Here is a 22,055-nt window from a genome sequence, read left to right on the forward strand (position 1 = left end):
CCGCTCACGCGCGCCTTTCAACAAACTCTCGTCATGAACCGCCAATGTGTTGAAAACTTCTAAAAGGACAGGTTGTTATCAGCGGGACAAATCGCCTTATGCAGCGCAGATCAACTAGTTCGCTTCAAACTTCCCATCCAGATGTATTGCCGGTTGACGGTGATCGGTTTGGCTCAAACCTGACAGCCAATTAGTGGCGTTGATCAAGACTTAACGCAGTAGAAGAATTGGAATGTGTGACGAACGCAGTAATTCAGCCGTCTTGCTTCCGAACAGAAGAGCGCGCAGTGGCGAGTGACTGAATGCCCCCATAATGAGCAGGTCAATTTCCTGTTCTTTCACTGCCTTTTCGACCACTGCTCCGGCATCTCCGGGCACTAGCGAAGCGGTCACTTCAGAGCTCGCTCTCGACAGAGTTTGCTTCGCCCATTCAAGCGATTTGGCTTGACCGCCAAATTGATTTCCAGACATCAAAATTCTGATGGGCAAGCCTCGCAGCAAAGGGCTGCTGGACAACATCTCCATGCCACGCCGAATTGCAGTGCCGCCATCAAAAGCGATCATGACGCGCTCAGGAGGCTTGAATTCTTCACTTACAGTAAGAATCGGAAGCTTTAAAGCGCGAATAATGTTTTCGACGTGATGGCCTAGCTCATTTTCGTGCGTTCTGGCCCCTTTGCCTCTTCGCCCCAACGCCAGCAAACGCAAGCCTTGCGCTTGCTCAATTAACGTATCTTCCAGAGAACCGTGGCGCTGTCGCACATCGACACGGGCTGCACCTGCCAAGATTGCGCGTTCGCGCAGTCGGTTCAAAAACAACCGGCCTTGCTCCCTCGCGCTCTTGGCGTGTGCTTCATCTTCTGCAGACAGATGTGCCAACAGACTCTCTTGAGCGTCGATACCGATTGCGCCGCTGTGATCGTCATCCGTTGCCCGCTCGGGATGGCTGTCGATCACGTGCAGAAGCTCCAGCGGAGCATCAATACGGCGTGCCGCCCAGGCAGCGCAGTCGGCCACATGAACCGCGTAGCGTGATTGATCGACGCAAGCAAGCACTTTATTTTCGTTTTTCATGATTTGCTCTCCTCTTAGTGGCCTGCGAGCATGTCCGCTGCGCCGTCCTTGTCGTGAATCCCGAACTTGTCCACCATCGTGGCGCTGGCCTCGTTCAGGCCAGTCACCTCCACTTCCGTACCTTCTCGCCGGAATTTGATGACTACCTTGTCCAAGGCGCTAACCGCAGTGATGTCCCAGAAATGGGCGCGGCCGACGTCAATTCGCACCTTTTCAATGGCTTCCTTGAAGTCGAATGAATTGACGAAGCGTTCGGCCGATGCAAAGAACACTTGGCCGGTAATGGTGTAAACGCGCATGCGGCCTTCGTCCTCCGTGTGCGAGGAGGCATGGAAGATCCGACCGACCTTTTGGGCGAAGAAAAATCCCGAGAGCAGCACACCAACCAGCACGCCTTTGGCCAGATCGTGGGTGCCCACTGTCATAGCGACAGTCGCGAGCATCACCACACTGGAGCTTTTAGGGTGCTCTCGCAAGTTACGGATCGAGGCCCAATTAAAGGTGCCGATGGACACCATGATCATCACAGCGACGAGTGCTGCCATTGGGATACGGGCCACCCAGTCACCGATAAAAACCACCATCAGCAGAAGAAATACGCCAGCGGCCAATGTGGAGAGACGGCCGCGGCCACCGGATTTCACATTGATGACCGACTGACCGATCATCGCGCAACCGGCCATTCCGCCAAGAAAGCCGCTCGCGATATTTGCGACGCCTTGACCTACGCATTCCCGGTTTTTGTTACTGCTCGTGTCGGTGAGGTCATCGACGATGGAAGCCGTCATCATGGATTCCAACAAACCCACTACGGCCAAAGTTGCAGATACTGGGAAGATGATCTGGAGTGTCTCCAAGCTCAACGGGACATCGGGCAGTAGGAACACCGGCAGGTTGTCGGGCAACTGCCCCATATCGCCTACTGTGCGAATGTCGAGGCCGAGTAAGATCGAGACGGCTGTCAGCACCACGATGGCGACAAGCGGCGACGGTATCGCCTTAGTAACGTAAGGGAAGAGGTAAATGATGCCCAGGCCTGCAACCGTCATGGCATAGACGTGCCAGCTTACGTTCGTCAGCTCCGGCAGTTGAGCCATGAAGATCAGAATGGCCAAGGCGTTTACGAAGCCAGTAATAACTGAGCGTGAAACAAATCTCATCAGCGTGCCCAGTTGCAGCCAGCCTGCGATGATCTGGAGTACACCGGTTAAGACGGTGGCAGCGAGCAGGTACTGCAGCCCGTGCTCTTTAACGAGGGTGACCATCAGCAATGCCATCGCGCCTGTGGCTGCCGAGATCATGCCAGGGCGACCGCCAGTGAAAGCTATCACTGTGGCTATGCAGAATGAGGCATACAGGCCGACCTTGGGATCAAGGCCTGCGATAATCGAGAAAGCGATTGCTTCAGGGATAAGGGCAAGCGCTACAACAACGCCTGCTAACAGGTCGCGTCGGACATTGGAGAACCAGTCCTGACGTAAGGATTTCATCATTGATCTATTCCGGTGCAGGCTCGGCCGCAGGCTGGAACGGGACTAGGCGCGAATGCCTCTTTCCGATCCCGGAATAGAGAACAGCCCAAGACTATGGGCTGGCAAACCACAGCCAGTCATACATACAGCCTCGTGCGAGCGAAGATTGAAATTAGGAAACGGCTCGCTGCGAGACTGATAGTTACACTGGTCGATACTCCAATAGTGTTGGCTGTGAATTTGAAAATTGCTCTTGAATTGTAACCTGTCTTTGCGCGTAGCGGCAAGTTGAGAGGCATGACGACCCCATAAAAGCCATCGTCGTGAGGTGGATCACTGGCTTAACCCGCGCTGCCGCGTGAAATGCCAAACCGCCGTATCGCCCCGGACTGTCGCAGCAAGTTGCTGTCCTAGTCGCCGCTCAATCACAGGCTTCCACGGCACCAAGTTGAACCCGATCCCGTCATCGAGCACCGCGTAGCGCCCGCTGGCAAGCATGACGGATCGGCGGTAGATACCTGCTACACGTTGCCCGTCTGTGGTCGGGCGGTGCTCCAGGCCGGTTTCGGCGGCAATGTCCTTGGCGACCTGCGCCAGTTCTCGATTGCGCAGCGTGCCCAGCAGATTCCGGGCGAGGATCACATGCTGTCCCCGCCGCTCGGCCAGCCCCTGTTCTTCAAGGAAGTCGGCGCGCTGCTGCATGGCTTGCTTGGCGTCACCGCCAAAGCCCGAGTCGCCCAGCCCCTTGCCGCCACCGATCAGTTGTTGGTCGAGCCAAGTGGCGCCAATCACGCGTGCCTGCCGCTCAATCGGCAGATGAGATTTCAGCTCTACGGCCACGCCGCCCAGCCGTTGCGAGTCGTACTGGCGGCCACGTTCGGCCAGGTCGTCCGGCACCCTCCATAAGCCATCGGCCACGCGCTCCACGATGCCGGCCCGGCGCAGGGCTTCCAGCCGGCGGACGTGGGCCGCGACGACCTCCTGCGGGTCGCGGCCGGGCTCAGCTCGGCCTTGCTCGATCGCCAGGTGATGATCGGTGCGGTAGAGGCCATCGCTCGCCAACGCGGCGATGTTCCTGTCGGCCGCCCGCACCACGGCGGAACCGCGTACCTCCACCACGGCTCCGGTGGGATAGTTCGCCAGCTCGTCGCGGGTGTTCAACGCGACGTAGTGGGCCTTGCCGTCCACGCCGTCGATGACCAGATAGCCGCGGTCGTGCAACTCGTCGGCCAGCCCCTTGGCGGCCACGCGGCCGATGACGGTGCGGCCGTCGTCGCCGGGCTCGAACACCGCCAGCTCGCGCGGCTGGCCGCTCATGGCCCGCTGCATGGTGCGGATGATGTCGCCGCGCTCGCCCAGGGCGCGCAAGGTCTTCTCGGCATCCGCATGGACGGCCCAGGTGCCGGGCTGCGTCTCGTCGGCCAGGCCCATGCGCTGCAAGCGTTGCAGGCGGCCGATCAACAGCAGGCGCTGGCGTTGCAGCTTTGGTTCATTGAAGCGTTCGATCTGCACCCGGCCATCCTCGCCGGCCTCGCGTTGCAGCGTGCAGTCGAGGCTCGTCCACCGCTCTTGTTCCACCTCGCGCTGCAAGGTCTGCTGGATCTCCAGTTCAGTGCGCGGCCCCAGCCATTCCGTCGCCAGCTCGGCGGCCCGGTGGCGGAAGCCGTGGGCGATGTAGTCGCCCGCGATGATGAGGTCTTTGCCGGTGTCGTCGCGTCCGCGCACGATCAGGTGGGTGTGCGGGTTGTCGGTGTTCCAGTGATCCACCGCCACCCAATCCAGCCGCGTGCCCAAGTCAGCTTCCATGCGGTTCACCAGATGCCGCGTGTAGGTGCGCAGGTCGTCCAGTTCGGCGCCATCCTCGGGCGAGACGATGAAGCGGAAATGGTGCCGGTCATCGGCACAGCGTTCCTTCAAGGCTTCAAGGTCGGCATCGTCGGCCTGCGCCCCGTAGGCCAGACCCGGCTCGCCATCGCGGCCCGCACCGTCGCGCTCGATGTAGCGCAGGTGCTTGGCGAGTGACTGCGGGCTGGCCCGTTGGTGATTGACCAGCAGCGTCTTGATGGTCACGCGCCGCGACATGGGCGTCAGCTTCGCCCCGGCGAAACGCGCCGCCGTGTGGCCGCGCCCCAGGCGCGAGCCGGGCCGCTGGCCTGCGCGCTGGCCGCCGGACACGGCGGAATGGCGTATCGAGGACTTGCCGCCGCTGGCCTTGCCCGCCTGCTTGAGCACCTTGGAAACGAAGCTCTGGCCCTGGCCCTTGCCCCGGTTCTTCGGGGCGCTGGGACGCACGCGGAAATCGTCGTCGCGGTGGTCGGTCATGGATGCGCTCCCCGCAAGCTACGGCGTGTCCTGTCGTGCAAAGCACGCGGACATGCCTGCGTTGGCGCGGGCCTCGCGCCCCACGCGGCACGGTGGCGAAGCCGCTCCGTGCCGCGCCACCCCCATGTGCAGACAGGCTTTGGGCGCGGCCCGGTGCCGCGTCCTTTTGTCTTGCCTTCCGCATTTGCCTCCCGCATCCGCTCCCGGCAATTGCGGCCCGGTGGCAAGGCTGCACCAGCAGCCAGCGCACCGGCGAACACGGCGATGGCCGCAGGCCAGCCGTGTTCGAGGCAAGACGCCTGCACGTGGGACGGCTGCGCCTGAGACAGCGCGAAGTGCGGTGCGAATGCACACGCACTGCATGCGCGACGACACGGCGACGAACAGCGGAACGACACGCCCGATGGCACGATGAGATGCATGGCGACGTACAGCGAATCGGCGGCCATCATGGGCGCGACTCCAGCCAAACCGGGCGCGCAACGCCGATCACGGCGGCTGCGCTGACCGGCCCGAAATACCGGCTGTCGAACGACGCCGGATTGGTCACGCTGAGCAGGAACAGCTCGCCAGGCTGAAGGCGACGGCACTGCTGCCAGGATGGCAGCGGCCGGCCCCAGCGATCGGCAGGCAGCACGGCGGCTGAAGGCACGCCGTCGATGCGGACTTTGCCGTCAGCGATACACACCTCTTGCGGCGCCATCGCGCCCACGCGCTTGAGCAACGGGATGCGCGTCGGCAGGTAGCCGCGATGCGCAGCGAGGGCGGCAGCCTCTGCGGGCATCGGCACCAGCACGATGCTGCCCACGGACAAAGGACGTGGCAGCGAGCTGGTGCGATGGTCGAGCGGATCGACGCGATACCAGCCGACCGCCACGCTGTCGGACGGGTTGTAGGTCAGGCGCGGCAGTGGATGCACGAAGGACGCCCAGGCCAGCGCAGCGAGGCCGCAGGCGGACAGGCCCGCCAGCATGAGGCGGGCGCGCAGGCGCGAGTGTGGATGCGTGAGAGCAGTGGGAACAGAAATCGTGGTCATGACAGCGCCCTCCCGGCCAGCCAGGCGGCGTGCCGCTCGGCGCTGTATTCGGGCAACGGCAAGCGCGCCGCGAGCCGGTTGCCCAGCGTGCGCCAGTACGCGGGCGAAGTGCCAGCAGGTGCGATGCTCAGCGCCTCAATGGCGTCGATGCGTGCCAGCACGGCACGCACCGATTGCTCACCCTCGACGTGCAGCAACAGGCGTGCGCCTGGTTGCACGCCGGGGATGCGCTGCGCGCCATCCATCGGCATGCAAGCCTGCATCACCATGAGCTGCCAGCGGATCGTGCCGTAGTCGTTGGCCTGCCAACGGATGCGGCATAGAACCGCGTTCGGTGTGAACACCGCGCAGCGGCGCCAGCGGTCGAACCGGATGATGCGAGCAGGATCACCGAAGCGCAGGTAGAGGTCGAAGCGTTGGTCGATGTATGCGAGCGCAACGCGCGTCAGCGGCACGCCGTCGGCCACGCCGACAGGCGGGATGGACGGCGGTGCCGAAGCCGTCGAGGCGGGTGTGTTCATGAGGACTTCTCCGGGAATTCCCGCTCCAGCAGCGCGCGCAACAGATCGGCCACCGTCACGCCTTGCGTGAAGGCCGATACCTTGATGCGCGCCCGCATGGCGGGCGTGATGTCGAGGGTCAGGCGGGCCGTGTAGAGGTCGCCTTTCTGGAGGTCATCGGCACTGCCCTGGCGAATCCACGCCTCGGCGTGCGGATTCGCGGGCGGACGCGCGCCGATGCCGATGCCGATGCGCTTGCCCGTGCGCTTGCTGGCAGGACTGCTCATGACGGCCACCGCAGCAGTTCATCGACCAGCGCAGTGATTTCGCGCGCGGCGGCGCTGTCTGGCGCCATCTCGCGCGCAAGCCGGCCAGCGGCCACACTGTCGGCGAACACGATGCGCTGATGCACTTCCGAGTGCAGCGCAGGAAGTGGCTGATCGGCCAGCGCGCCGCGTGCTTCACGCCCGATCACGGTGGTGCTTACGCGCCGGTTGATGACGAAGGCCGCGCGCAGCGCAGGCCGAAACACCTGCGCCTCGCGGATCAGCGCCACCATCTCGGCGCTGGCCCACAGGTCGTAAGGGCTGGGCTGCACCGGGATCAGCACGCGTTCGGCTGCCATCAGCGCGGAGCGCGCCAAGGCGGCGATGCGCGGTGGCCCGTCGATGATGACGTGATCAGCCCGCCTGGCGAGTTCTGGCGCCTCCTGGTGCAGCGTTTCGCGTGCAAGGCCCACGGCGCTGAACAGCCGTGGCAAACCTTGCTGGCTGCGGCGCTGCGTCCAGTCCAGTGCGGAGCCTTGCGGGTCGGCATCCAGCAGGATGACCGACTGCCCGCGCATCGCCAGCTCGCCGGCGATGTGGGTGGCGAGCGTGGTCTTGCCGACGCCGCCTTTCTGGTTGAGCAGCGCGACGATCATAGCCTGGCCCTCCCTGCTGGAGAGCCCGGCTGTCGCTGCTGGTTTTCGTGCCCTTCGCTCGCCGGTTGGGTGGTTGTCCACCGAGACGCGGCGCTTCTACTAAAAGTTAGAGAATTTAAGTTAGGGAAGTTAGGAGAGGCCGAAACCCGCGCCATCATTGGCTTGGCGGCCGATTTTGTTGCCTGATAGCACGAGGATTCGTTGCCTGATAGCACGATACCTCTGTTGCCTGATAGCACGAGTCCGTCCACAGGCTGCGCAGCAGTTATCCCCGTGCCGTGGACGGCACGGGCCGGAACGTCAGCAGCGGCGAGGCAATGCCCGAGACGTACTCGATGCCCAACTGGTAGCCAGGCAAGGCTTGCCGCGCCACCAGTGCCCGCAGGTCGGCGGCGAAGTCGTAGTACCGCGCCACGCTGCCCGACTTGCGGTACAGGTGCTGGAAGTCGAACTGCCAGCCGCCAGGCTGTCGCCCGCCGTGCTTGCGCACCAGTCGGTACAGCCACCGCTCGATCCCACCGGTCAGCCGGAAATACGCTGGGTCGATGGTCAGCACCAGCGCAGCATCCATGACGCCCGCGTAAAACCAGTCCGGCAGGATCAGCTCCAGCCCCAAGGGTGTGCCCTGGGCATCGGCCAGCTCCTTCCACTCGTTGATCCACGAGAAGCGGTGCAGCCGCCTTCCGGTTGTCTCCCGGATCGACGTGGCCACCGTGGTGGACTGCAGGCGATCCAAGGCCGCCTTGAGGCGCTGATAGTCGCGCAGCGACGTACCGCGCCCGATAAAGCGCAGGATCTCGTAGGGTGTGGCCTGCATCAGCCGCGACGGGCGCAAGCCCGCATCGCGCGCTTCCACGATCTGGCTGGCGGCCCAGATCAGAACGTCCGCATCCCAGATCGTGGCGATGCCATGCTCCTGCGTGCCCTCCACGCGGATCGTGATGCCGCTGGCGCGGAAGTCGATCGGCTCCGTGCGCCGCGACTTCGCCAGCGAGAAGAACGGAAAGGCCATCAGGTCCTGGCTGTCGCGCGGCGCCATGTCGCCCGGCAGGGCACGGAACAGATCGAGCTGCTCGCGTTCCTGCCGAACTTGCCCCAAGGGGCTGGACATGGCGATGGCCTCCGGCGCTCCAGCGGTCAGCGCGCACGGCTGTCCGCCGAGTGCTGCTCGGCGTATTCGGGATCGGACGTGCTCTCGAAGCTGCGCTCGGAAGCCCAGGCATCGAGGTCGGCCACGGCGTACATGACGCGCCGGCCGAACTTGCGGAACTTGGGGCCGCCACCCAGCACGCGCTGCTTTTCCAGCGTGCGCGGCGACAGCCGCAGGTAGTCGGCGGCCTCGTCGTTGGTCAGATAACGCTGCGGTTGCGCGGCAGCGGCCGGGGTGGTTGCGGGTGCGGCGGCAGGCCGCAAGGGAGCAGGACGCATGGTGAGAACCTCCATCGGTTGCAGGGCTCCGGCCACACAGCGCAACCGGATGGAGGCAGTCTCAGAAAACGAAGCTCTCCTGCTCAGGGTCGTTTTGCGTGGCCTTCAAAACGGCCCTTCTCAAGCGGCGCAAGCTGTGCTAGGCGTCGATAGCCGCCGCGCATCAGCGCATCGCCGCGCCGCACCAGGCGGCGCACCTTGGAGCGCAAGCCGCCATCGCTGTACCAACCGGCCGCGGTATCCGCGCCGAACAGGCCTTCAGCCACCTCGCGCAAGGACGCGCCCGCCAGGGTCGCATCGAGCGCCTGCAGGGTGTGCAGCTCCATCAACGCGGCAGGGGGCGGCCGGGGCCGAGCCATGGGTGCTGGCGTGTCAGGCACGTGGGTGGCCCCACGGCCACGGTAGGCATGGGCCACGGCCATGCCGTCCTCCAGGCCAGGCGCCAGCGCATAGCGCAGGCAATGGCCGGGGCTGCGCGCGATCAGCGCCAGTCCCTTGCCGTCATGCAACAGTTGCTTGTGGCCGGGAATACGCCAAAACGCGAACGGCTCGGCATCCGGTGGCGGATCGGCATCGGGGTGGAGTTGCACCACGGCCTCATGGCCGGGGAGCCAGGCCGGATGCGCGTCACGCGCATCCAGGGCTGGGTCTTCCAGCAGACGCATGCCCCAGCGATGCGCAGCATCGGGGCGGTGCGCACGGCGCAGCCAGTCGAGCTGGTAGTCAGGATGGCGGCGCAGGTATTCCCAGGCCAGCGCCAGCGTGTCTAGGCACAGCACGTAGAGGTAGGCGGCAGTCGGATACCAGTGCGCGAGGTGGTGCGGTTCGGCCATGACGCAAGCTCCCGTAGAGCAGGACGGCCGTCACCGGTTTCACACGCAAACGTCACCGCATCGAACTAGCATCCAATCGTGAATAAGCTGGTAGCTTAGTAACTTGCGTGTCAAGACGAAATGCATCCGATGGGTTGCATGGATCGTCTGAATGCGACGGTGGCGCGCGAGAACATGCGCGCCTCCTGCGATATCCACCGTGCCCGATGGCACGGCCGGCATCATGACCGTTTACGTCACGATGGCACCGATTTGGTGCAACAGTGCGGACTAAGACCTGACGGGTCTGGAGCAAGACCGAAATAGTCTCAATGCGCCCGGCTTGGCTTGGGCGCGAACGGCTCAATCGAGGATGGAACCATTCTCCTGAGCCAGCCGCAGGTACTCCGACAACGGGCGCACCGCCCGGAAATACCGGTCCCGCATCACGGGCTGTTTGCTCGGCCCGACGATGGATGTGAGGTCGGACAGCTTGATCTCGCACAGCTCGGGCATGCCGATCCCCAAGTCGATCAGGCCATGGGCCGTATCGCCGTCGGCGGGGTCGAGCGATACCAGCAGCCAGGTGGCGTGTGCGTCCGGCGTGAACAGCCGCACCACGGGCAGCGGGTCGATGGCCCGGCCAGCGGCGCGGGCCTGGCCGTGTTCCAGCAACAGCCTGCGCTCGTCCTCGGTGATGAGCTGGTTCATGGGCGTCCCCTCATTCGCACAAAACCGCCGAAGCGTGAAAGCGCAAAACCGCATCGGCGGGTTTGAGGAAAGACACGGATGCGGCTTTGCGCTTCTGTGAGAAGCCACAGATACGGATTTCCGTAAAAGCACGAAAGCGGCAGGCGAGCATAGTTGAACACTATAGATTGTAGTCCTATAGGGCGCAATCGGCTGTCATCTTGGATTTTGGGGAGATCCAAGGTTGGCAGCGAAACATACATTGTCGGAGGCACTAAAGACCATCAGGAAAGCGCGTGGATTGAGCCAGGAGGCGTTCTCCGACGTGTCCAGCCGCACCTACATGAGCACGCTGGAGCGCGACCTCAAAAGCCCCACCTTGAACAAGCTGGCCGAGCTGTGCGAGGTCATGGAGGTGCACCCGCTCACGCTGCTGACCCTGGCCTATGCCTGCGACGACCTGCAGCAGGCCGACCAGCTGCTGGCGCAGGTGCGCCAGGAGTTGGAGACTGTGGCGAAGAAGAGTGACACGCCATAGCGCGCGTCGGCGCTGGCATGGCCGATCCGGCGCCGCCGGTTCGAGGTATGCAGGGGCGCCAAGCCTGCGCGGCGGGGATAGCCCGCAGGGCTTTCCCCTGGAGGCAAACAAAGCGCGCAGCGCCGTTGGCGCGAAGACGTGAGCAACTGTCTTGAAAGTCAAGCCTCCCAAGCGCGCCCGAAGAGGCGCGCCTCTTCGGGGCATCTGCGTGCCGTGATAATATCGACTTTCGTTATCGTTATTCGATATGAAAGAGCAACCAACACCCCGCGCCATGGAGCACCACGACCTGCTGTCAGGGCTGATCCGCCTGCATGTGCTGCACCACGCGGCCGAGCAGGAGATCTATGGGCAATGGATGATCGACGAGTTAGCCCACCACGGCTACCGCCTGTCTCCTGGAACGCTGTACCCAATGCTGCACAAGATGGAGCGCGACGGATACCTCGTCTCCCGCCAAGAGCGTGAGGGGCGCACCGTGCGCAAGCTCTACACGATTACACCCAAGGGCAATGAAGGCTTGGCGCTGGCCAAGGAACGCATCCGAGAATTCACCGGGGAGGCGATGCACAGATGACAGATTCCACCAACACCTTGCAGCATGAGGCCGCAGCCGCACGTGGCTCACCCGTCGAAGTCTTCGGCGCCTTCCTCAAACTGGGACTGACCTCCTTCGGTGGACCGATCGCGCATCTGGGCTATTTCCGCTCGGAGTTTGTCGAGCGCCGCCGCTGGCTGGACGACCGCAGCTATTCCGATCTGGTCGCCCTGTGCCAGTTCCTGCCAGGGCCGGCCAGCAGCCAGGTGGGCATGGCGCTGGGGCTGGGCCGCGCGGGCTGGTTGGGGCTGCTGGCGGCCTGGGCGGGGTTTACCTTGCCGTCGGCGATTGCGCTGATCCTGTTCGCCTTTGGCATCGCCGAGTACCACGGGCTGGCCCAGTCCGGCTGGATCCATGGGCTCAAGGTGGTAGCCGTGGCCATCGTGGCGCAGGCCGTATGGGGCATGGCCAAGTCGTTGTGTCCTGACCGGCCCCGTGCCGCCCTGGCCATTCTGGCGGCACTGCTGACCATGATCATGCCCTCAGCCGCGGGACAGCTTGCCGCCATCGCGGCGGCGGGATTCCTGGGCTGGTGGAGATTGAAGATCGCGCAACCTGGCGGCGGCCAGGCCCACAGCTACCCGGTTTCGCGCAAGCTGGGCATCGTGGCGCTGCTGCTGTTCGCAGTGCCACTCGTCGGGCTGCCCCTGTGGGCCGCTGCCACGGGCTCGTCCACGGTCGCGCTGCTGGAAGGGGTGTACCGCTCTGGTGCGCTGGTCTTTGGCGGTGGGCACGTCGTGCTGCCGCTGCTGCAGGCCACCGTGGTGCCCAGTGGCATGGTCAGCAACGCTGACTTCCTCGCCGGCTACGGCGCGGCGCAGGCAGTGCCGGGACCGCTGTTCACGTTCTCGGCCTATCTCGGCGCGGTCGCCCACGGGCCGCTGCATGGCTGGATCGGCGGGCTGGCCCTGCTGGGCATCATTTTCCTCCCGGCCTTCTTCATGCTGGTCGGCGCGCTGCCGTTCTGGGAAGGGCTACGCCACCGCGCGGGTATCCAGACGGCCATGGCAGGCATCAATGCTGGCGTGGTCGGCATTCTGGTGTCGGCCCTGTACGACCCTATGTGGACCAGCGCCATCCACGGCAAGGCGGATTTTGGGCTGGCGCTGCTTGCGTTCGGGCTACTGACGGTGGGTCGCGTGCCTCCAGCGCTCGTGGTGCTGCTGGCCGGGCTGGCGGGCTGGGTCATGGCGATCGGTATCTGAAGCCAGTCGGCGCAGTGCGCAGGCCGGGCATGGTGACTACCGCCCACCATATAGAAAGTCACGCCGGAGCAGGCTGGTCATTCCATGGCCGCCCGGTTTTGACCATGGCATTCATGATGATCAGCAGCTTGCGCATGCAGGCCACGATGGCAACCTTCTTCGGCTTGCCAGCCGCCAGCAGGCGCTCATAGCAACGCCGTATCACGGCGTTGTGCCGCATGGCAACGATGGCGGCCATGTATAACGCGCTCCTGACCGTAGCCCTCCCGCCGCAAATGATGCGTTTACCGCGAGCCTGGCCTGAGTCCCGGTTCATCGGTGCGACACCTACCAGCGCGCAGATCTGCTTGGCCTTGAGCTGGCCAAGCTCCGGCAGCTCGGAAATCAGCGTCGCAGCCGTCGCCGGGCCAACTCCCTTGACACTCTTGAGCAATGTGGCCAGATCGGACTGGTATTGAGCCAGATGCTCCGCAATCCTTCGATCCAGCGCCTCAAGCTGCGTCGCGAGCATATCCATCAGTTCCGCAATATCTTGCACGACCTCCGGATGCGCCATGTGTTTGCGTTGGCGCTCGCTGACCAGCAAGCGTACCAACTGCCGCCGTCGAAGCACCAGTGCATGCAGGTGTTGTTGTACCTGGTCTGGCATCGGTTTGATGAAGCGATCTCGATCAGGACGCTGGTTCAGCACCTGCGCCAGTTCAGCCAGCATCCTGGCATCCACGCTGTCGGTCTTGACCAATCGCCCCATGGCCTTGGCGAAGTCCCGGGCCTGCCGAGGGTTGATGACAATGACAGCGAATCCCGCAGCTTGTAGAGCGCAAGCACAGGCCAGTTGGTACTGTCCAGTCGCCTCCATCACGATCAGCGAGACCGGATGGTTCTTCAACGCTGCGATCAGCGCTTGGTGCCCAGCACCATCGTTACTGAATATGGCCGTGGACTGCTCGTGCCCGATGGCTACATCCATGGTCTTCTTGGAGATGTCGATACCGACTGCAACTTGATTGGCCATGATCTCCGCGTCCCTTCCTTGCAAATGCGAACGGCGTTCACGCAACTGTTCGGGCTTTCAGAGATCGGGCGCGAGCATGCGCCCAGGACTCACGCACGGGCTCAAGTGGCACCGAGGGATGACGGGCTACATGCTGCGGCCAACCCCGAACCCTGGCAGGTCCGGGCGTGACGGCATTGCCGAACACGCACTTCAAAGATACAAGGGATCGAAGCCGAATGGCCGTGACAGCGAAGTCGGCACGGGGCGCAGCCCGAGAGCTTGGCGGCGCTAGCGTCGACACGCCAAAACCCAGCAAAACCTCCCCCATCCTTGGCGATCCACATGAATTAGACATAATTTGCACAAAACATCAATTTTATGCGAAACTCATCAACATCGCGCATAAATCAGGAAAGACGGTTCTATCATGGCATTTCGAGCAGACGAAGCGGCGCAAGCCGGGTACGAAGAAGTGGAGAAATACCTTGTCCTGCGCCCCCGGGATGCGGACGAATCTGAAAGAGCGCGAAGCAAGCAAGCGCTGCAGGACATCGTGGATGAACTCGGGCCGGTGGTTGACAGATACCCTTCATGGCACCCACTGGTGCGCAACCACGATAGCCGCCACCCCGTCACCACACCGAGTGATCGCTGCGGCTACAAAGGCCTCGACCACACGCGGTACTTCGCCAATGGATTCATCACCTGTCCCTATGGCGATGGTCAGGAGGTCTTGGACTCGGTTCTAGCCCTTCCTCGCCACCACGCTGCTTACATCACAGCGGAGAAGCTGGATGTGCAGTTCTACAACCCAGAAGCCACCCCGATACTGGTCAAGTGCAACTGGGAAGAGCCCTTACCGATGGACAAGATGATCCCGCTGTCCATCGCAGTGCCTTTGATCCTGGAGAAAGAGGTTCCGTGCTGGACCTGGTCCCAGGTCGCGGAGACATGGGAGTCGATGCGCTCGTATTTCCTGGGCGCCCCCCATGGCGCGCGATCGTCGCTGTTCGTGAGCCAGGAGACCGGACAGGGGATCAAGAAGGTTTGGGAAACGCTGATCTACACGGGGATGTTTGGCCCGATCAAGGTGTGATTGCGCCTTCGCGCCATCTGTATCAACGCGCCAACACCGCAGCCGGGCCTGCAAAGGCGGCGGCGTTCTGATTGGGCTGTCGGCTCTCAACACCGGGCGCGGCCACCGCCGCGCCCGGATTTTTGAAGTTCACCGCGCCCAGGGCGGAACGGCCTGGGCGCGGTGTCGACGACGGTTATTCCTTCGTCTCGATGATCCACCACACGGCCCGCGCCAAGGCACGGCCCGTGATGGGATGAATGTCCGTGAGGTCGGCGCGTGCCGTCCAACCCGAGGGCGGACGATAGCCGCGCACGTCGCCCTCGCCGTGCCAGCGGCGGGGCGCACGGTGCCGGGGGCGTAGATTGCCGCCATGCGCGGGCGGCTGGTGGTGTTGATGATGGGCATGGTTCGGCTCCCTGCGGCAAAGCGCCCCGGGCGGGGCGCTTGCCTTCGGCGTGGGTCAGGCGGTCAATGCCTCGGCAGGTTCATGCGTCACGGTGGCGGCTGCTTCCGCGCCGTCCTGCGCCGCATCCTGCAGGCCTTCCTCGGGCGCGTCTGCCGTCTTGAAGATGGCAGGCATCCAGCCCTTGCCGTTCACCAGCCGCTCGGCCTCACTGGCAATGTCGGCCTTCTTGAGCTTCGCCAGCCGGTTGACGCTCTCGGGCACCAACTCGCCCACGGCTTGCAGAATCGCTGCCTTCGGAACGTGCTTGAAGTAGCCTTCTGCGGTCGGCCTCCACCATGCGGCCATGTCGAGGCCCACAGCCTGCACCAGTTCCGCGCCCGGCTGCTGTACCGTGGCACGCGGCGTCACCACGTCCACGGTCGAAGCCACGCACACGGCCAGCAGCTTGACCAGTTCGCCTTGCTCCATCGCCAGCAGCGCGGCGAACAGTTCGGCGCTGTCGTCGGGCAGCTTGCCGCCCCACGCCTGCTGCAATTCGCGCAGCGCCACGGCGGCGGGTGAATCGGGCCAGTCCGGGGCCATGCCTTCCAGCCGGTCTTGCACCGTCAGGCGCACGCCCAGCGGTAGATCATGACCGTAGTAGCGGCCCTGCAAGAGGGTCTGCACCATGCCATGCACCAGCGCGGCCAGCGCCACCTGTGGATGCCGGGCTACCTCGATTTGCAGTGCAGCGGTGCGATGGGCGCTCAGGCGCTGAGCCAGTCGGTCGGAAATCGCTGCTGTCTTGGGCGCTTCGTCTTCCTCGCCTTCGTCATCGTTCGCGGCGTCCGGGTCGCTGAAGCCTTGGCGCAGCTTTTCGAGCGTGCGCAGCGCCTTAGCTTCGGCCTCGCGCAGCAGCCCGCGATGAATCACGACTTCGCCGTTGCGGTCGATGGTCACAATGGCACCGGCTGCGGCCTTCACGTTCGCGCCGTATCCCCGCAAGCCTTCTTCCAGCGCCTGCAACTGCTCGCCCAGGGCTTCGCCTTCCTCCTGCAAGGCGTCGGCCTTCTCCTCGTCCTCGGCATCCATCGCGGCGTCCACGGCTTCGCCAATGGCGCGCATTTTCTCTTGCAGCTTCTCGATGCGCTGTGCTTCGCGCTTGTTGGGTGCGCGCCGCTCCCTCGGCGCACGCTGAAAGGCGTGCAGGTCGGCATGGGTCATGCCGGGCGTGGCATCGGCCCAAGCCCAGCCCTCGGCCTTCACCTCGGCGGCGATGCCTGCCAGCTTGTCTTGCGCCAGCCGTTCCAGCAAGGCGGCGTCGCTCAGGTACACGCCCGCGTCATCCTCCGCGAACAGGTCACGGCGAACTCCGCCGCCTGCCTGCTCGTAGGCATCCAGCCCCACGAAGCGCACGAGCGGATGGCGGTAGGCGTCAATCTCGCGCTCGGTCAGGCGTTCGCGCAGCGCGGAGGGGCTGCGTTGCCACAGCGGCGCATCGTAGAACGCACGCTCCTGCGCGGCGTGATCGTCGGTGATGGAGAGCGCCATCAACTGATCGAGCGTCACGGCATCGGCCCTGTAGTCCGCCATCAGGCGCGGCGAGACGTTCGCCAGCTTCAAGCGGCGCTGCACCACCAGCGGCGTGACGGAAAAATCCGCTGCAATGTCTTCGATGGGGCGGCCTTCGGCCACCAATGCCGCAAACGCTTCAAACTGGTCTGCCGGATGCATGGCTTCGCGCTGCACGTTCTCGGTGAGGCTCGCGGTACGGGCCGTGCCATCGGCCACTTGCAGGCAAGGCACCTGCCAATCCTTGGCGATGCGGTGTTTCTTCGCCAGCAGCTTGAGGGCCGCAAGGCGGCGACCACCGGCCACCACCTCGTAATGCTCGCCATCGGCAGCGGGAATCACGATCAGGTTTTGCAGCAAGCCCACGCGCTGGATGCTCGCGGCCAGTTCGGGAATGGACATGCGCGGGGTCTTGCGCACGTTGCGGCCCGTGGGGCGCAGCACCAGCCGCGACAGGGGAACCAGAATCATGTGCTTGCTCGGGTCGGCGGCTTGCAGCACGTTGGCGCGGGTGTCGAGGGCTTGGGCTTCGGTGTAGGTAACGGCGTTCATGGTGAATCTCCAATCGAGTGAAACAAGGGAATGGAGGGGAACCGCCCCTCCGGCGGGGGAACGGTTCAGGCCTTGAGCTGACGCATGCCATCGGCCAGCAGCCACAGGGCGCGGTTCAGGCGAATGTCGGAATCGATGCCCTGCACGGGCCGGGTCCGCTGCCTGCGGCCATTGGCGGCGCGGCCAGCCAATCCGCCCTTGGTCAAGTTCTCCTGCGTGCGGTTGAACACGCTCCACAGGTCGGGGCGGCGGTCATCGAACCGGCGCGGCATCAGGATTTGCGATTCCGTGATGGGCGCGGGCTTGGTCGGGTCGTCGTACTTGAGGGCCAGCGCAGCGCGGGCGAACACTTCCGATTCCCCTGCATCCAGCGTGATGGCCTGCATGGATTCGCGCGATTCCTGCGCATGCTCGAAGCCACCTAGCACCTGATAGGCGCCCTCGATGACATGCCCGGCCACGTCGCCTTTGTGGGGCACGCGCACATCGCCCATGGTGTCGCCGCAGACAAGGCCATTGCTGCAAACGAAGCGGAACATGCCACCCAGTAATTGATAGCTGCTCGTGCCGTCGTGCGAGTTCAGCAGGATGATTTCATTGGCTTCGCGGGCGTTGATCTGGTTGGAGTGGCGCAGGCGCAGCATGTGTTTGGTGTGCTCGCGCCGGCCTTCGTTGCGCACGCGGGTTTGGCACACCATGAAGGGCTGGAAACCCTCCTTGCGAAGCTCGGTCAACACGGCGGCGGTGGGGATGTAGCTGTACCGCTCGGAACGGCTCTCATGCGGAGCGTCCGCGAAGATGGACGGGGCCACCCTGCGAATCTGGTCATCGGACAGCGGGGTTTCGCTGCGCAATGCGGGGGAGTGGTGAGCGAAGCGGGATGCGAGTTGCATGGTCTTTCTCCTGAGGCTGTTGAAGAAAACCGCACACCGGATTCCTAGATTCGGAGCCCAGCCTTTCGGCTGTTCGGTGCGGTCGGCACGAGGAACCCGGTTGGCCCTGTTGCCACCGTCTTTCCTGAGTTCATCGCCCGCGGCCAAAGGAGCGCGCGGACGGGGGCCGTCAAGGAAACAAGCGCAGGGTGGGTGCGGCCCGCAGGCGCAGCCGAGGACACGGCCCTGCGCGCCTTGACGGCCTACGGGAGCGGGCTACGGTCGCTGACAAGGTGATGGAGTCAGGGAGGACGGCTGGACATGGCAACGGCCCTCCCTGTGTGCCGACCGCACGGCAAGCGCAAGCGCGCAGGCCCGGATCTGGAAGCCGGGCCGGAGGCGTCAGCCAAGCGGAGCGAGGGAACGATGGAAGCCCGAAGGGGGCGAGACGCCGTGGCCGAAGGGTGCGGCGGCTCGATGCGCTACGCGCACGACAGCGCGACCGGCCATGTCCACTTGGCCGGGGATGCCCACGCAAGTCACCCCAAATTTCAACAAATGAAGATACTTGTTGTAAATTGTGACTTGGATGGAAATCGTATCTTTAGCCGCAAAGAAGCATCAGGAGAAAAAATGACGCGTAGAGCCTTTTACAGCTTTCACTACCAGCCAGACAACTGGAGAGCTGCCCAAGTCAGAAGCATGGGTGTTATAGATGGAAACAAGCCCGCTTCCGATAACGACTGGGAAGATGTGAAGGCAGGCGGAGATGATGCAATTCAAGAGTGGATTGATGAGCAATTAAAAGGAAAGACGGTTGCAATCATTCTTGTTGGAGAGAATACGGCTGGGAGAAAATGGATTAACTACGAAATAAAGAAAGCGTGGAAGGATAAGAAGGGGGTGCTTGGGATCTACATCCACAATCTCAAGGATAGCGACGGAGATCAAGCGGAAAAGGGAAGCAATCCATTTTCAAAATTCACTATAAATGGTGTCTCCATGGATGAAATCGTAAAAACTTACAATCCGCCATATTCCTCCAGTACTAATGTGTACAGTCACATCAAGGAAAACCTTGAGGACTGGATCGAAAAAGCCATTGAGATCAGGGGAAATTACTCGTAATTTAATCGTTCCAGCCAACCAGGTTTAACGCATGATTCCAAGACAACCTCTTGCAGGGGTGCGAATTCACCTCTCAGGATCTGCTCCAGATGAGCGGCAAGAAGAAATATGCTTGTTTGTGAAGGCACTAGCATCGCGAATATTTAGCGAGGGAGGTTCAGTGATTCATGGCAGTCACCCGTCCTTGTCTAAACCATTAGAAGATGCCGCGAGAGATTTTCTTCATGCGGGAGGTGAGGTAGGAGCCTTAACATTGGTTCGTGCTCAAAAATTTGCCGAAACAGATGAACAAATTGCAGAAATAGAAATCCAACGCCAATTCGCAGCGGTGCAAATAGTTCCCGCAGAAGCTGATGGAGTAAGCAATAGTGATTTAACTCCAATGCGAGACTGGATGGCCGAGCGATCGGATGCGGTTGTCTGCGTTGGAGGTAAGTGGTGGGACATAAATAAGGCCAAAGCAGGGGTCCCCACTGAGCTTGATGCGATGCTAGAACTCGGAAAGCCAGGTTTCGTTGTTGCAGGATTTGGGGGAGCAATTGCGGGTTATCTAAAGGACAACCCGAGCTTGCCTTCAAGATTGCAAAATGGACTATCTGAGAATGCAAACCGAGAAATTGCGAACGATACGTCTATCGAACGTATTGTAGAAACCATTGTCAATCAGCTAAAGCTTCTGCCGCTCGTGCGGCGCAGTGTTTCACGGGGGCGTAATTTTCGAATTCTTGCTCTTGATGGGGGAGGATTGCGAGGGACGTTTACTGCCGCCGTCTTGGCTAAGTGGGATGACATGCTCAGGAGTGGTGGCGGTAACAATCTAGTATCGCATTTCGATTTAGTGGCTGGCACATCGACAGGTGCAATACTCGCAATCGGGCTTGCCCTCGGAATAGCTCCGCGCGATATATTGAAATTCTACCAAGAGCAAGGACCGTTAATTTTCCCAAAAGATAGGAAGCTTCGACATTGGTTGAAATCCAAGCACGAATCTTCCACGCTCCGAGATTTACTGTGCAAAGTGTATGGTGATAGGAGAATAACTGATGCCTCATGCTGCAGGCTCGTTATTCCTACAGTAAGAGCCAAACATGGACAAGCTGAAGCTATTGTCACAGCCCATACCCCAGATAGAACAGCATTTCGAGATATCTCAGCGGTCGATGCCGCACTTGCATCTTCAGCTGCCCCTACATATTTTGACGAATCTGTCTGGGATGGGCCGGTTGCGCCTGAATCTTTTCTTGATGGTGGTGTTTGGGCGAACAATCCAATTCTCCCCGCACTGGCAGAAGCTGTTCGCTATCTAAAAATACCCTTGGATCGAATAGATGTTTTAAGTGTCGGCACAATGGGCAGTGAAAGCGATTTCACGGAGTCCCTTGGAAAAGGGAAAGCTGGATGGGCACCCAATAGTGCCGATCTCTTCTTTGCTGCCCAGGAGCATGGGGCACTAGTTTTGGCCGATGGTTTTTTAGGCCCAACACGCCATCTTCGGATTAATCAACAGACTCCGGTAGAAATTAAACTTGATGATGCAGAAGCGATTGAAGATATGGCCGTGCGGGGAAATGATGTAGGCAAGGATTCTTTTGTTTCCGTTCGATCTAGATTCTTGGATGGACTGTTGGCTCCAGAATGGCAACGGTATTAATTTGCCTGGAGGCCCACAGGAATCGTGCCTGAGTGGGATGCTTTCGCCCGATTTCTAAAAATTATTCGACTAAGGTAAACATGCCTTCTCTATATCAGCTTGCAATACTTGGGGCACCAAGTGCTGCTCAGATTTCTGAGCTTGAGAATATCGTGGCTCACGCCGTAGGCATGTTCAATCTGAGGCTGGGTCATGAGGTCGGATGGGATATTTGTCCCGAATCGTTCGAGCCGCCGCAGCAAAGATCAGCCGCCGCAGTTTTTTTTGGAGGTGAGAATGCTCCTATTGCCAATGTTGCAAAGCTGTTAGAGCGTGGCATCCCATTGCTGCCGGTGGCGTCGGATGTCAGTAGAGTCAGCGCAGAGATTCCTGCAATGTTGCAACCGCTCAACTGCCTAGCGTATGCAGCAGGTGGTGCACAACGCGTTGCGACCGCATTGCTGGAATGTGCAGGATTACTCCCTCGGCAGCGGCGGGTTTTTGTGAGCTACCGCCGAGGTGAAGCCCGAGAAGCTGCTTTGCAACTGTTTGACGCTTTGTCAGTTCGACTTTTCGACGTATTCCTCGACACGCACGGCATTCCACCTGCGGAGGACTTCCAGACCATGCTGTGGCATCGGCTCTGCGATTCTGATGTGCTCGTGATGCTCGACACGCCAGGTTATTTCGAAAGTCGCTGGACGAGCGCGGAGTTCGGACGCGCGTTGGCCAAGGGCATCAGCGTTCTTCGGGTCGGCTGGCCGGATGCCACACCTTCTGCGCGCACAGCTACTGCAAGCCGGGCAGAACTATTGCCCGAAGAAGTAGACCCGGGCACAGGGCGTCTGGCCGACGGGGCGGTAGAGCGCATCTGCTTGCAACTTGAGGAAGTCCGCAGTCAGAGCCATGCCGTGCGTTCCGTCAATCTTGTGAGCAATCTGCGAAATGCCATTCAAACGATCGGTGGTCAAGTAATCGGAGTGGGGAGTAACAGGGCCGTTCATATCCGACTGCCAGATGGTCGGGCAGTGGTGGTGTATCCCACGGTTGGTGTTCCTACATCGACAACACTGCATGAGGCCTCGACAAATTCACCTGATCAGTCAGTCGCCGTTGTCTACGATCACGTCGGCTTGCATCCTCGATGGCTAGGACATTTGGACTGGCTTGGCCAGTACATCCATTCCGCACGATGGGTCAAGTCGAGCGAGGCAGGTTGGCAATTTGCAGATTGGGTGGCTTGA

The 22,055-nt window shown here is 61.9% G+C and carries 21 protein-coding genes and 1 pseudogene; 7 read left to right on the forward strand and 15 right to left on the reverse strand.

The features are described 5' to 3' along the window. Positions 1-210: 210 nt before the first annotated feature. The 11 genes from DMX10_RS10260 to DMX10_RS10320 form a co-directional block, all read right to left on the reverse strand. Positions 211-1,074, reverse strand: coding sequence for a universal stress protein (locus tag DMX10_RS10260; RefSeq protein ID WP_019043457.1), 864 nt, complete (start codon positions 1,072-1,074; stop codon positions 211-213). A gap of 14 nt (positions 1,075-1,088) precedes the next feature. After that, complete coding sequence (locus DMX10_RS10265; RefSeq protein WP_019043456.1) at positions 1,089-2,567, reverse strand: SulP family inorganic anion transporter; 1,479 nt, start codon at positions 2,565-2,567, stop codon at positions 1,089-1,091. A 312-nt stretch (positions 2,568-2,879) separates the two neighbouring features. Further along, positions 2,880-4,868, reverse strand: coding sequence for a relaxase/mobilization nuclease and DUF3363 domain-containing protein (locus DMX10_RS10270; protein WP_019043455.1), 1,989 nt, complete (start codon positions 4,866-4,868; stop codon positions 2,880-2,882). Positions 4,869-5,316: 448 nt separating this feature from the next. Beyond that, entirely contained in the window at positions 5,317-5,904 is a 588-nt protein-coding gene (locus DMX10_RS10280) for a S26 family signal peptidase (protein WP_019043454.1), read from the reverse strand. After that, a complete protein-coding gene (locus tag DMX10_RS10285) occupies positions 5,901-6,425 on the reverse strand; it encodes a DUF2840 domain-containing protein (RefSeq protein WP_019043453.1) in 525 nt (174 codons plus the stop codon). Before DMX10_RS10285 ends, DMX10_RS10280 begins: the two co-directional genes overlap by 4 nt. Continuing rightward, entirely contained in the window at positions 6,422-6,691 is a 270-nt protein-coding gene (locus DMX10_RS10290) for a hypothetical protein (RefSeq protein WP_019043452.1), read from the reverse strand. Before DMX10_RS10290 ends, DMX10_RS10285 begins: the two co-directional genes overlap by 4 nt. Next, on the reverse strand, positions 6,688-7,326 hold the full coding sequence (gene parA / locus DMX10_RS10295) for a ParA family partition ATPase (RefSeq protein ID WP_019043451.1): 639 nt from the start codon (positions 7,324-7,326) through the stop codon (positions 6,688-6,690). The genes DMX10_RS10290 and parA overlap by 4 nt, the downstream gene beginning before the upstream one ends. Before the next feature lie 265 nt (positions 7,327-7,591). Next, positions 7,592-8,437, reverse strand: coding sequence for a replication initiator protein A (locus DMX10_RS10305; protein ID WP_019043450.1), 846 nt, complete (start codon positions 8,435-8,437; stop codon positions 7,592-7,594). Positions 8,438-8,463: 26 nt separating this feature from the next. After that, positions 8,464-8,754 (reverse strand): AlpA family transcriptional regulator, encoded by a 291-nt coding sequence (locus DMX10_RS10310; protein ID WP_024570164.1) that lies wholly within the window; start codon positions 8,752-8,754, stop codon positions 8,464-8,466. An 83-nt stretch (positions 8,755-8,837) separates the two neighbouring features. Continuing rightward, positions 8,838-9,587 (reverse strand): DUF2285 domain-containing protein, encoded by a 750-nt coding sequence (locus tag DMX10_RS10315; RefSeq protein ID WP_019043448.1) that lies wholly within the window; start codon positions 9,585-9,587, stop codon positions 8,838-8,840. 342 nt (positions 9,588-9,929) lie between these two features. Next, positions 9,930-10,277: a DUF2958 domain-containing protein gene (locus DMX10_RS10320; RefSeq protein WP_019043447.1), complete on the reverse strand. Its 348-nt coding sequence runs from the start codon at positions 10,275-10,277 to the stop codon at positions 9,930-9,932. 223 nt (positions 10,278-10,500) lie between these two features. Here DMX10_RS10320 and DMX10_RS10325 point away from each other — a divergent pair, with 223 nt between their 5' ends. The 3 genes from DMX10_RS10325 (at position 10,501) to chrA (ending at position 12,597) form a co-directional block, all read left to right on the forward strand. Next, complete coding sequence (locus DMX10_RS10325; RefSeq protein WP_024570163.1) at positions 10,501-10,794, forward strand: helix-turn-helix domain-containing protein; 294 nt, start codon at positions 10,501-10,503, stop codon at positions 10,792-10,794. A gap of 274 nt (positions 10,795-11,068) precedes the next feature. Then, positions 11,069-11,371, forward strand: a complete 303-nt coding sequence (locus DMX10_RS10330) for a PadR family transcriptional regulator (RefSeq protein WP_019043445.1) — start codon at positions 11,069-11,071, stop codon at positions 11,369-11,371. Beyond that, the gene (gene chrA / locus DMX10_RS10335; protein ID WP_019043444.1) at positions 11,368-12,597 is read left to right on the forward strand and encodes a chromate efflux transporter; all 1,230 of its coding nucleotides are present in this window, start codon (positions 11,368-11,370) and stop codon (positions 12,595-12,597) included. The genes DMX10_RS10330 and chrA overlap by 4 nt, the downstream gene beginning before the upstream one ends. A 58-nt stretch (positions 12,598-12,655) precedes the next feature. Here chrA and DMX10_RS10340 read toward each other — a convergent pair whose 3' ends face one another. Beyond that, a complete protein-coding gene (locus DMX10_RS10340) occupies positions 12,656-13,612 on the reverse strand; it encodes an IS110 family transposase (RefSeq protein WP_024570162.1) in 957 nt (318 codons plus the stop codon). A 409-nt stretch (positions 13,613-14,021) separates the two neighbouring features. On the opposite strand from DMX10_RS10340, the gene DMX10_RS10345 reads away from it, so the two are divergent. Beyond that, a complete protein-coding gene (locus DMX10_RS10345) occupies positions 14,022-14,690 on the forward strand; it encodes a hypothetical protein (protein WP_019043442.1) in 669 nt (222 codons plus the stop codon). A gap of 175 nt (positions 14,691-14,865) precedes the next feature. On the opposite strand, the pseudogene DMX10_RS33055 reads toward DMX10_RS10345, so the two are convergent. From DMX10_RS33055 to DMX10_RS10360, 3 genes and pseudogenes are all read right to left on the reverse strand, one after another. After that, positions 14,866-15,077 (reverse strand): annotated as a pseudogene (locus tag DMX10_RS33055) (hypothetical protein). Positions 15,078-15,132: 55 nt separating this feature from the next. Continuing rightward, complete coding sequence (locus DMX10_RS10355) at positions 15,133-17,181, reverse strand: ParB N-terminal domain-containing protein (protein WP_019043441.1); 2,049 nt, start codon at positions 17,179-17,181, stop codon at positions 15,133-15,135. A 65-nt stretch (positions 17,182-17,246) separates the two neighbouring features. Continuing rightward, on the reverse strand, positions 17,247-18,074 hold the full coding sequence (locus DMX10_RS10360) for a DUF932 domain-containing protein (RefSeq protein ID WP_024570161.1): 828 nt from the start codon (positions 18,072-18,074) through the stop codon (positions 17,247-17,249). Positions 18,075-18,374: 300 nt separating this feature from the next. On the opposite strand from DMX10_RS10360, the gene DMX10_RS33160 reads away from it, so the two are divergent. From DMX10_RS33160 to DMX10_RS10375, 3 genes are all read left to right on the forward strand, one after another. Next, positions 18,375-19,181 carry a TIR domain-containing protein gene (locus tag DMX10_RS33160; protein WP_019043439.1) on the forward strand — a complete coding sequence of 269 codons (807 nt, stop codon included), beginning with the start codon at positions 18,375-18,377 and terminating at the stop codon, positions 19,179-19,181. Between the two features lie 31 nt (positions 19,182-19,212). Beyond that, positions 19,213-20,832, forward strand: coding sequence for a CBASS cGAMP-activated phospholipase (locus tag DMX10_RS10370; protein WP_072270846.1), 1,620 nt, complete (start codon positions 19,213-19,215; stop codon positions 20,830-20,832). Between the two features lie 80 nt (positions 20,833-20,912). After that, positions 20,913-22,055 carry a toll/interleukin-1 receptor domain-containing protein gene (locus DMX10_RS10375; RefSeq protein WP_080375558.1) on the forward strand — a complete coding sequence of 381 codons (1,143 nt, stop codon included), beginning with the start codon at positions 20,913-20,915 and terminating at the stop codon, positions 22,053-22,055.

It is taken from the genome of Pseudomonas sp. 57B-090624 (genome assembly GCF_003234055.1).
GTDB classification, from domain to species: domain Bacteria; phylum Pseudomonadota; class Gammaproteobacteria; order Pseudomonadales; family Pseudomonadaceae; genus Metapseudomonas; species Metapseudomonas tohonis.